The sequence below is a fragment of the Edaphobacter aggregans DSM 19364 genome (assembly GCF_000745965.1).
Lineage (GTDB): Bacteria > Acidobacteriota > Terriglobia > Terriglobales > Acidobacteriaceae > Edaphobacter > Edaphobacter aggregans.
In genome coordinates, this window is the sequence record NZ_JQKI01000170.1 from 1 (window position 1) to 9,992 (window position 9,992).

The 9,992-nt window shown below is 57.8% G+C and carries 10 protein-coding genes and 1 pseudogene; 10 read left to right on the forward strand and 1 reads right to left on the reverse strand.

The window, feature by feature from the left end:
• Positions 1-563, reverse strand: a pseudogene (locus Q363_RS28005) (phosphoglucomutase, alpha-D-glucose phosphate-specific); the annotation flags it as partial.
• Between the two features lie 428 nt (positions 564-991).
• On the opposite strand from Q363_RS28005, the gene Q363_RS28010 reads away from it, so the two are divergent.
• The 10 genes from Q363_RS28010 to Q363_RS28045 all read left to right on the forward strand — a co-directional run.
• Positions 992-3,442: a phosphoketolase family protein gene (locus Q363_RS28010; RefSeq protein ID WP_035357241.1), complete on the forward strand. Its 2,451-nt coding sequence runs from the start codon at positions 992-994 to the stop codon at positions 3,440-3,442.
• Positions 3,443-3,750: 308 nt separating this feature from the next.
• Complete coding sequence (locus tag Q363_RS44895) at positions 3,751-4,032, forward strand: hypothetical protein (RefSeq protein WP_245632524.1); 282 nt, start codon at positions 3,751-3,753, stop codon at positions 4,030-4,032.
• Positions 4,025-4,348 carry a KdsC family phosphatase gene (locus tag Q363_RS44900; protein ID WP_245632525.1) on the forward strand — a complete coding sequence of 108 codons (324 nt, stop codon included), beginning with the start codon at positions 4,025-4,027 and terminating at the stop codon, positions 4,346-4,348. Before Q363_RS44895 ends, Q363_RS44900 begins: the two co-directional genes overlap by 8 nt.
• A 68-nt stretch (positions 4,349-4,416) precedes the next feature.
• On the forward strand, positions 4,417-6,519 hold the full coding sequence (gene tkt, locus Q363_RS28020; protein WP_051979440.1) for a transketolase: 2,103 nt from the start codon (positions 4,417-4,419) through the stop codon (positions 6,517-6,519).
• Positions 6,520-6,531: 12 nt separating this feature from the next.
• Entirely contained in the window at positions 6,532-6,909 is a 378-nt protein-coding gene (locus tag Q363_RS28025) for an RpiB/LacA/LacB family sugar-phosphate isomerase (protein WP_211256397.1), read from the forward strand.
• Positions 6,866-7,006 (forward strand): hypothetical protein, encoded by a 141-nt coding sequence (locus tag Q363_RS47000; protein ID WP_425387794.1) that lies wholly within the window; start codon positions 6,866-6,868, stop codon positions 7,004-7,006. Before Q363_RS28025 ends, Q363_RS47000 begins: the two co-directional genes overlap by 44 nt.
• Positions 7,007-7,041: 35 nt before the next feature.
• A complete protein-coding gene (tal, locus tag Q363_RS28030; RefSeq protein ID WP_035357245.1) occupies positions 7,042-8,013 on the forward strand; it encodes a transaldolase in 972 nt (323 codons plus the stop codon).
• Positions 8,014-8,146: 133 nt separating this feature from the next.
• Positions 8,147-8,824 (forward strand): HAD family hydrolase, encoded by a 678-nt coding sequence (locus Q363_RS28035; protein WP_051979441.1) that lies wholly within the window; start codon positions 8,147-8,149, stop codon positions 8,822-8,824.
• A 359-nt stretch (positions 8,825-9,183) separates the two neighbouring features.
• Positions 9,184-9,555 carry a hypothetical protein gene (locus Q363_RS41405; protein WP_157467727.1) on the forward strand — a complete coding sequence of 124 codons (372 nt, stop codon included), beginning with the start codon at positions 9,184-9,186 and terminating at the stop codon, positions 9,553-9,555.
• 123 nt (positions 9,556-9,678) lie between these two features.
• Positions 9,679-9,992, forward strand: a 314-nt coding sequence (locus tag Q363_RS28045; protein WP_035357246.1) for an ISAs1 family transposase, incomplete at its 3' end; no start/stop codon positions are given.

Genomic DNA, 9,992 nt, shown 5'->3' on the forward strand with positions numbered 1-9,992 from the left:
ACCCATTTCGTTACCTCGGTATCGGCTGGCCCACCGTTGGTCGGGTTGTATTTGAATCCTCCATCCTCCGGCGGATTATGCGACGGTGTGATGACGATACCGTCAGCGAGATGCTGTTTTCGATCGCGATTGTAGACAAGAATAGCTCGCGAAATAACCGGAGTCGGAGTTACACCATCATTCTCCTGGATGATCGTTTCCACATTGTTCGCGGCGAGTACGCTGAGGGCTGTGCGCTGCGCGGGACCGGACAGTGCATGCGTGTCCTTCCCCATGTAGAGCGGCCCGTCCGTTCCCTGCTCACGCCGGTAGTCGCAAATCGCCTGAGTAATCGCAAGAATGTGAGCCTCGGTGAAGGTGCTGCGCAGGGGCGAGCCACGGTGTCCGCTCGTGCCGAACGCGACCATCTGGTTGGGATCCTCCGGGTTGGGACGGCCCTCGAAGTAGGCCGTCTCTAGACGCCCCAGATCGATCAGCAACTCCTTTGGAGCCGGCTTCCCCGCGAGCGGCGAGATCATTTCGCCGATTTCACTTGCCGGCTGGACTTTTACTGGACTGGGCATGGTTTTACCTTCCAGAACCTTCTTGCATGATGCGCACTTGGCTGTGTCGCTGTTTGTATTCCGCCGAAACCGACTAAGGAATGGCTTCAAGAATCCCAGTTTGGGATTAGTTTGCTGCTCTGACACATGTTGCGTTTACGACCGGTGATTGCGCGATTGAATACGAAAGTCGAGACCGTCGGATCGTTCCGCCTATGACGCTGAACACATGAGCGTAATGGACGACACCCGAGCCAATCTCTTGTCATTTGCCACGGTCTTGGCGCTCCTCGGGTGGTGGTTAGGCTCTGCTTTCAAAGACTTACGAATGGTCTCTGCCGTGCACCCCAATGAGCACCTTCGCCACGTGCAGGGAGCAAGAGCCATCCCCGCGCGACGAAACAAAAAACTATTCCGCGTCCAGCGTCGGGAAACAAGGAGCGTAAGAAATGACACATGTCGCAGAAGCAGAAGTAACCACGACGCCATCACTGAGCGCATACGGAACTGCAAGGTCCACGATCCAAGGATCGCCGCTGAGTTCCGAGGAGCTTCGCAAGATAGACGCTTATTGGCGTGCCAGCCTCTACGTGTGCCTGGGGATGCTGTACCTCCAGGACAACCCCTTGCTCCGTGAGCCGCTCCAGATCGAGCACGTCAAGCCACGCATGCTGGGTCATTGGGGCTCGGATGCCGGCCAAGCCTTCACTTACATCCATTTCAACCGGCTGATTAAGAAGTACGACCTGAATGCGTTCTACGTTTGCGGACCCGGGCACGGGGCGCCCTCGGTTCTGTCCCAGGCCTACCTCGAGGGGACATATTCCGAGGTCTACCCGGACAAGAGTGAAGACCTGCGCGGACTGCAACGCTTTTTCCGGCAGTTCTCATTCCCGGGAGGGATCGGCAGTCACGCCACCCCCGAGACCCCCGGCAGCATCCACGAGGGCGGCGAGCTGGGCTACTCTATCTCGCACGCCTACGGAGCGGTCTACGACCACCCGGACCTGATCGCCCTGACCGTGGTGGGCGACGGCGAGGCCGAGACCGGCCCGCTGGCCACGAGCTGGCACAGCAACAAGTTCCTCAACCCGATCCGCGACGGGGCGGTGCTACCGGTGCTGCACCTCAACGGCTACAAGATCAACAACCCCACACTGCTGGCCCGCATCAGCCGCGAGGAGTTGGAAGCGCTGTTCGTCGGCTACGGGTACACCCCGCATTTTGTGGAGGGCAGTGACCCCGAAAGCATGCACCAGGCGATGGCCGCGACCCTGGAACACTGCGTCCTGGAGATCCGCAAGATCCAGGATGAGGCGCGGCGGACCGGCAAGCCGTCGCGGCCGCGCTGGCCCATGGTCATTCTGCGAACCCCCAAGGGCTGGACAGCCCCGCGGAAGGTGGACGGACAATACCTGGAAGGCTTCTGGCGCGCGCACCAGATCCCGCTGCCTGACGTCCACTCCAACCCTGCTCACCTGCAACTGCTGGAAAAATGGCTGCGCAGCTACGAGCCGGAGAAGCTCTTTGATCAGGCGGGCCGGCTCATCCCGGAACTGCGAGCGCTGCCACCTGAGGGGACTCGACGGATGAGCGCCAACCCTGTCACCAACGGCGGGCTGCTTCGCAAGGCTCTCGACATGCCGGATTTCCGTACTCTCGGCGTCGAGGTCAAGAAACCAGGAACAACCCAGGTGGGGAACGCGGGCTTCCTCGGCGTCCTGATGCGGGAGATCATGAGGCTGAACAAGAACAACTTTCGGCTCTTCGGGCCGGACGAGTCGCAGTCCAACAGGCTCGACGCCGTGTACGAGGTCACCGAGAAGGCCTGGCTCGCCGAGTACTTCCCGGAGGACGCCGATGGCGGCCACCTGGCTCCGGACGGGCGCGTCATGGAGATGCTCAGTGAGCACACCCTGGAAGGATGGCTGGAGGGCTACATTCTGAGCGGCCGGCACGGCCTGATCAACAGCTACGAGTCGTTTGTCCACCTCATCGACTCGATGGTCAACCAGCACGCAAAGTGGCTGGAGAAGTGCAGCGAGGTACCGTGGCGGATGAAGGTCTCCTCGCTCAACATCCTGGTCAGCGGCCTGGTCTGGCGCCAGGACCACAACGGGTTCACGCACCAGGACCCCGGCTTCCTCGACGTGGTCGCGAACAAGAGCCCGAGCGTAGTGCGCATCTACCTTCCGCCTGACGCCAACTGCCTGCTCTCGGTCGGCGACCACTGCTTCCGCAGCGAAAACTATATCAACGTCATCGTTGCAGACAAGCAGCCGCAGGACATGCAATACCTGGACATGGAGGCGGCCATCGCCCACTGTACCAAGGGCCTGGGTATCTGGAACTGGGCCAGCAACGACCAGGGGACAGTGCCCGACGTGGTAATGGCAAGCTGCGGCGACGTGCCGACGGTGGAGTGTTTGGCGGCCACCTCCCTGCTGCGGCAGCACATCCCCGATGTGAAGATCCGTGTCGTGAACGTCGTAGACCTGTTCAAGTTGCTGCCCAGCACCGAACACCCGCACGGGCTGACGGACCTTGAATTCGAGGCCGTCTTCACGCCGGACAGGCCGGTGATCTTCACCTTCCACGGATACCCCGGGCTGATCCATCGACTCACCTACAGGCGGCCAAGCCAGCACAACATCCACGTGCGCGGCTACAAGGAGCAAGGCAACATCAACACGCCCCTGGAATTGGCCATCCGCAACGAGACCGACCGCTTCACCCTGGCCATAGATGCCATCGATCGGATCCCTCGCTTGCGCGTCACCGCCGCCGCTGTTCGCCAAGAACTTGCCGACCAGCGAATTGCGTGCGAGCAGTACGCTTACGAGCACGGCATCGACCGGCCCGACATCACCGAATGGAGGTGGCCGCACCCGACCACCTAGGTTGAAAACAGCGTAAGGGGCGGCTGGCAACGGAGAATCGGCCACCCTCAGGCAACCACCAAGCACAATACACCGACAGCATGACAGGCAGCAGTTTGGCGATCACTCATTGCATCTACCACGCAGTGAGTGATCGCCAAACGACAACTCGTTTGATTCGAGTGGCGCGAATTGCCACGAACATTTGAAAGCGCAATTCCAGAATATGCATTGCGGAACGATGATCACCGGAGCGATGTGAATGAGTCTGCTTACGACATCGATGACAAGATTGGGTCCATCATTAAGAAAAACCGGGAGCGTCGCCTATGTCTGACACTGGTCTTGCGTGCCTCGCTTCGCCTGATGTACTGGTCCGTGCCCGTAAGATCAAACTTTTTCTGATGGACGTAGACGGTACGCTGACCGATGGCGGCGTCTGCCTGATCTCGGCCACAATCGGCGACGGCTTAGGAGAACCGATCGTCTCCAAAATGAAAGTGTTCAACGCCCGGGACGGCCAGGATTATCGCTTGCCCACACCATGGGGATTCAGACAGGCTTTATCACCGGCCGACATTCACCGGCCGACATTCACCGGCCGTGGCTAAGCGTGCTCAAGAGCTGAAGGTCACTTTTGTTTATCTGGGACAGGAGAAGAAGACGGCGGCTTTCGAAGAGTGCGTGCAAAAGGCAGGCGTGACCGAAGACGAGGTTGCTTATATGGGCGATGACCTGCCGGACATTCCTCTGGCGCAGCGAGCCGGACTGGCAGTGTGCGTAGCCGACGGGGCACCTGAGTTAGCGGCTGTATGCCACTTCACCACTCGCCGGCTTGCGGGGCGGGGTACCGCGCGCGAGGTGGTGGAACTAATCCTGAAGGCGCAGGGACGTTGGGAGGAGGCGGTGCCCCAGGCGCTTGCGTAACAAAACTGCCGATTAAGAATTTAGAACGAAACCGACGAAGTTTACCCAACGAATTGAGAGGATTTTTCATGAGCGTAGCAGCCCTCCCCACAACTACTCCAACGCTGCTTGGAATGGATTTGACCAGTATCAACACCATCCGGACACTCTCCATGGATGGAGTACAAGCCGCCAACTCGGGACATCCTGGAACTCCCATGGCATTGGCACCGGTTGCCTACACTCTCTGGCAACAGTTCCTTCGCTTCGATCCGCAGGATCCCGTGTGGCCCAACCGCGATCGCTTCGTGCTGTCGATAGGGCATGCGTCCATGCTGCTCTATTCCCTGCTTCATTTGACCGAGGTCCGGGCCGTCAGCAAAGACTACGAAACTCTCGGTGAGGTGTCGGTGCCACTGGACGCCATCAAGGCGTTTCGACAGTTGGACAGCCGCTGTCCCGGACATCCGGAGTACCGCTGGACGTCGGGCGTGGAAACCACGACAGGGCCGCTCGGCCAAGGCGTTTCCACCAGCGTGGGCATGGCGATCGGCCGGCAGTGGTTGGCCGCGCGTTACAACCGCCCCGGATTCGAGGATCTTATCGACTTCAACGTCTATGCGCTCTGCGGAGACGGCTGCATGATGGAGGGCATCTCCAGCGAGGCGGCCTCGCTTGCCGGACACCTGCGACTTTCGAATCTGTGCTGGATTTACGACAACAACCACATCACGATCGAAGGCAACACTTCCCTGGCCTTCACTGAGGACGTGGCCACGCGTTTCATCGGATACGGATGGAATGTCACGCGGGTTGGCGACGCAAACGATATCGAGATGCTGGCTCGCGCGTTCCGAACTTTTCAGAATTGCAAAGACCGTCCGACGCTGATCATCGTGGACAGCCATATCGGGTACGGTGCGCCGCACAAGCAGGATACCAGCGGGGCACACGGTGAACCCCTGGGAGAGGAGGAGGTCCGACTCGCGAAGCGAAACTATGGTTGGCCAGAAGATAAGAAGTTCTATGTGCCCGATGGCGTTTACGATCATTTCCGTGAGGGCATCGGCAAGCGCGGGAAACAGCTGCGTGACGCCTGGTTCGCGCGAATCGCAGAATATCGGAAGCAGTACCCGGAACTCGCCGAAGAGCTCTATCGCATGCAGCACCGCCAGCTCCCTGAAGGTTGGGACCATGACCTTCCGGAATTCCCCGCGGACGCGAAAGGCCTGGCGACGCGTGAGTCCTCGGCTAAAGCATTGAACGCAATCGCCAAGAATATGCCCTGGTTGATCGGAGGGTCCGCGGACCTCGGACCATCTACCAAGACCCGTATTACGCAGGAGGGCGCGGGCGATTTCTCGGCTGAGAACTATGCCGGACGTAATTTTCACTTCGGCATCCGTGAACATGCCATGGGAGCCATCCTGAACGGACTAAGTCTGGTAAAGGTCAGGCCCTTCGGCTCGGGATTTTTCATCTTTGTCGATTACATGCGCGGCTCTATGCGGCTGAGCGCGTTGATGGAGCTTCCGGTTATTTTCGTGTTCACTCACGACTCGATTGGAGTTGGCGAGGACGGCCCAACTCATCAACCCATTGAACAGCTAGCGCACATGCGTTCCATGCCTGGCCTAATCCTGATTCGGCCGGCCGATGCGAATGAGGTAGTCGAGGCCTGGAAGGTGATCCTGCAACTGCATCATGCGCCGGCCGTGCTCGTACTCACACGCCAGGCGGTGCCGACGATCGATCGCACAAAGTACGCCCCGGCCGAAGGCCTGGCTCGCGGAGCTTACGTCCTGGCGGATGCCACCGGCGGCTCGCCCGAGGTCATCCTCATCGCGACCGGAAGCGAGGTTGCGCTATGCCTGGAGGCTTACGAGCAGTTGACTAAGGAGGGCGTGCGGGCACGAGTGGTCAGTATGCCGTCATGGGAGCTATTCGACGATCAGGATAAGGATTACCGCGAGTCTGTTCTACCTACGCAGGTGCGAGCCCGAGTATCAGTGGAAGTGGCGTCAGATTTTGGCTGGAGCAAATACACCGGGTCCGAGGGGTGCAGCATTTGTATTGAGACCTTTGGAGCATCGGCGCCCCTCAAGCAACTATTGAAGAAGTTCGGCTTCAGCGTGGACCACGTCGTAACAGCAGCGAAGGATCAGATTGCGCTGCACAAACCTAGCAACTAAAGGGAATACATCATGAGAGTGGGCGTTGGCGCAGATCACGGCGGCTTCGAAATGAAGGAGCAGCTGGCGAAGTTGCTGGCGGAAGGAGGCTACCAGGTAGTCGACTTCGGCAACAAGATATATGACAAGGACGATGATTACCCGGATTTCGCGATTCCTCTCGCACGTGCGGTGGCAAGTGGTGAAGTAGAACGTGGCATTTTTGTATGCGGTAGCGGCGTGGGAGCCTCGGTAGCTGCGAATAAGGTCGGCGGCGCTCGAGCGGCGCTCTGTCACGATGACTTCTCGGCCCGCCAAGGGAGTGGAGGACGACGCCATGAATATTCTCTGTTTCGGGGGCCGTACCATGGGAGTCGCCGTTGCGTGGGACTGCGCGAAGAACTTTCTTAGCGCAAAGTTTAGCGGCGCGGAACGGCATCGCCGCCGGCTAGCCAAGGTTACTCAACTCGAAAGTGAAACGATTGCCTGTGCAAACGGTCCCAAATAACTCCAGATAGCTGAACCTGAAGATGGGAGATTAAAATGACGTTACTTGATTCCTTGAAGAAATACACTATCGTTGTGGCGGATACGGGCGATATTGAAGCCATTGCCAAGCATCGGCCTCAGGACGCCACCACCAATCCGTCGCTTCTCTTTCACGCCGCCCAGATGCCGACTTACAGGCACTTAGTGGAAGAGGCTGCCGAACTGGCCGAACAACGCGGCGGCAACCACGAAGCAATGGCGGAGGAGTTCATCGATCGTCTTTTCGTCCTGTTCGGTTGCGAGATTCTTAAGGTCGTCCCCGGCCGTGTATCTACCGAGGTTGCCGCCAGCTTGAGCTTTGACACCGCAGCTACCATTGCGAAAGCTCGCAAGCTCATCTCGCTCTACAAAGAGAAGGGCGTGGCGCAGGAACGCATCCTCATCAAGATCGCCAGCACGTGGGAAGGCATTCGAGCTGCCGAAATTCTCGAGAAGGAAGGCATCCACTGCAATTTGACGCTTCTCTTCAGCTTTGCACAGGCAGTCGCGTGCGCGGAAGCTGCAGTCACCTTGATTTCACCCTTTGTTGGTCGTATCTACGATTGGTACAAGAAGGAGCATGGCGGCGCGGAGATTCCCGCGGACCAGGATCCCGGTGTTGCCTCTGTTACCCGCATCTATAACTACTACAAAAAGTTTGGGTACAAGACACAGATTATGGGGGCGAGTTTCCGGAACGTGAATCAGATCGTCCGCCTGGCCGGATCGGATTTGTTGACCATCAGTCCAGAGCTTCTCGAGCAGTTGGAGCAGACCGAGGGTGTCGTCGAGCGTAAACTCGATTCTGCAAAGGCGCAGGCAAGCAAAGAAGAGCGCCTCCACCTGGACGAGAAGACATTTCGTTGGATGCACAACGAGGACGCGATGGCCACCGAGAAGCTGGCAGAAGGTATCCGCAAGTTCAATAGTGATGCCCGCCATCTGGAAGACTTTGCGCTTTCCCAGGTTGCCCAGAAGGTCGGATAGCCGGCCGTTTCGCTCCGCGTAATTTCGCGCGCTGCTCAGCTCGCACATGTCGATCGACACTGTACGATGGCTGCACGGTGGGGCATTCCGGCGGAGTAACCCTTAAAGAGGCACTTTCGAAGGAGATTAGCCGATGAGTGCAGCGCGCGCGGTACTTTGGGACATGGATGGGACGTTGATCGATTCAGAGGAGTTCCACTGGATCTCCTGGCGCAACACAATGGCGAAAGAAGGCGTACCCATCACGCACGAGCAGTTTCTTTCCTCATTCGGGCAGCGCAATGACTCCATCATTCCCAGGTGGCTCGGCGCTGCGTCGACTTCTGAATGGGTAGAGAGGATCTCAAACGCTAAAGAAGAGCTATATCGCGACCTCATTCGCAAACATGGCATGTCGCCGCTGCCCGGGGTTTCCGATTGGGTCCGCCGGCTTCACGAAGAGGGATGGCTGCAAGCTATTGCTTCTGCGGCGCCGCGTCCGAACATCGAGGTAGTCGTTGAATCGCTGAAGGCGGCCCACTATTTTCAGGCCATCGTCTCCGCTGAAGATGTGCACAAGGGAAAACCGGATCCGGAAGTGTACCTGCTTGCCGCTTCCCAGGTCGGGGTATCACCTGATCGGTCTATTGTCGTAGAAGATGCCGTGGCTGGGGTCGAAGCAGCACGTAGCGCGGGGATGCGAAGCATTGGAGTGAGTCGCAACGGTAAGCATCTCGCCGCTGACCTAGTCGTAGGGTCTCTTGACCTGCTGGATACCGACGCATTTGAAATCCTTCTGCGGACCGGTAGTAGAGTAGCTAAAAACTACTGATCCAGTGATCCAGGCGTTAGGCACCGTTAGTCCCTCTGGGGACGTGTTAGAACAACGATCGACCTGGGAGCAACTTTATGATTCATCTGTTCCAATGGCACGCCAATTTCTGAGAAGTCGTTAGGACTGGGCAAGCTAGTGTCCACGACTCTCATCCACTCCTGTGGCGAACCCTCCTGGATTTGAAACTCCAGTTCTTCCCAATAGCCATTGATTATCGCGTAGATGTCATCATCTCCTTGAGAGCCGCCATGCAGGCAGAATGCCACGCTACGCTAGTCGGAGGATAGGTCGACTGTATGCCCAGTTCCGTACCAAGAAACGTCCTCCCGCCAGAACCTGCTACGACCCAGACTAGGATGACTCTTTCTGAATGCGATCATGCCTCTGAAGAAACGGAATATGTTCTGATTCGTCTGCAACTGACTCCAGTCAAGCCATCCCGTTTCGTTGTCCTGGTTATAGGGATTGTTGTTACCGAACTGGGTGTTCATGAATTCGTCCCCTGCCCGGAACATTGGGATCCCATTCGACAGAAACAGCAAACAGCAAAAGTTTTTAACTTGCTTTCGGCGGAGCGCGAGCACCTCGGACGGTACGGCTTCATCCCCTTCATGACCACAGTTCCAACTGTAGTTTTCATCCATTCCATCCTGATTGTTGTGACCATTCTTCGAATTGTGTTTGCGGTCATAGGAGACAAGGTCATACAGGGTGAAGCCGTCGTGTGAAGCTATATAGTTCACACTCTGGTAGGCGTGATAGGCAGGGGTTACGCATGAAATACCGGGCTAAGTTTGCGGTTGGAAGTACATGAGGTTTCGCGCTTACCTGATAGTTGGAGGCAAGTGCGGATGTCGGCGAAGAAGCTTGCGGAACATTCTTCCGAGTTGGAAGATCCCCGTTGCAGCGGTAAGGTGGAACACCTTCTCATCGACATTCTGGTGATTGGGGTCTGCGCGGTGATTGCGGGCGCCGAGAGTTGGGTCGACATGGCGCTCTATGGTCAGAACAAGGCGGACTGGCTGTCGACTTTCCTGAGGCTACCGAACGGCATTCCGGCCCATGACACCTTCCGGCGTGTCTTCATGCTGATCGACCCAGAGGATTTTGAGAGTCGTTTCACAGCCTGGACGCAGGCCTTTGCGGTTAGCGTGGATCGGGAGGT

Excerpts from the sequence above, each read along its gene's own strand:
- Q363_RS47000 (WP_425387794.1), top strand. The coding sequence starts at position 6,866 with ATGGGAGTCGCCGTTGCGTGGGACTGCGCGAAGAACTTTCTTAGCGCA.
- Q363_RS28025 (WP_211256397.1), top strand. The coding sequence starts at position 6,532 with ATGAGAGTGGGCGTTGGCGCAGATCACGGCGGCTTCGAAATGAAGGAG.
- Q363_RS44895 (WP_245632524.1), top strand. The coding sequence starts at position 3,751 with ATGTCTGACACTGGTCTTGCGTGCCTCGCTTCGCCTGATGTACTGGTC.
- tkt (WP_051979440.1), top strand. The coding sequence starts at position 4,417 with ATGAGCGTAGCAGCCCTCCCCACAACTACTCCAACGCTGCTTGGAATG.
- Q363_RS28035 (WP_051979441.1), top strand. The coding sequence starts at position 8,147 with ATGAGTGCAGCGCGCGCGGTACTTTGGGACATGGATGGGACGTTGATC.
- Q363_RS28010 (WP_035357241.1), top strand. The coding sequence starts at position 992 with ATGACACATGTCGCAGAAGCAGAAGTAACCACGACGCCATCACTGAGC.
- tal (WP_035357245.1), top strand. The coding sequence starts at position 7,042 with ATGACGTTACTTGATTCCTTGAAGAAATACACTATCGTTGTGGCGGAT.
- Q363_RS41405 (WP_157467727.1), top strand. The coding sequence starts at position 9,184 with ATGACTCTTTCTGAATGCGATCATGCCTCTGAAGAAACGGAATATGTT.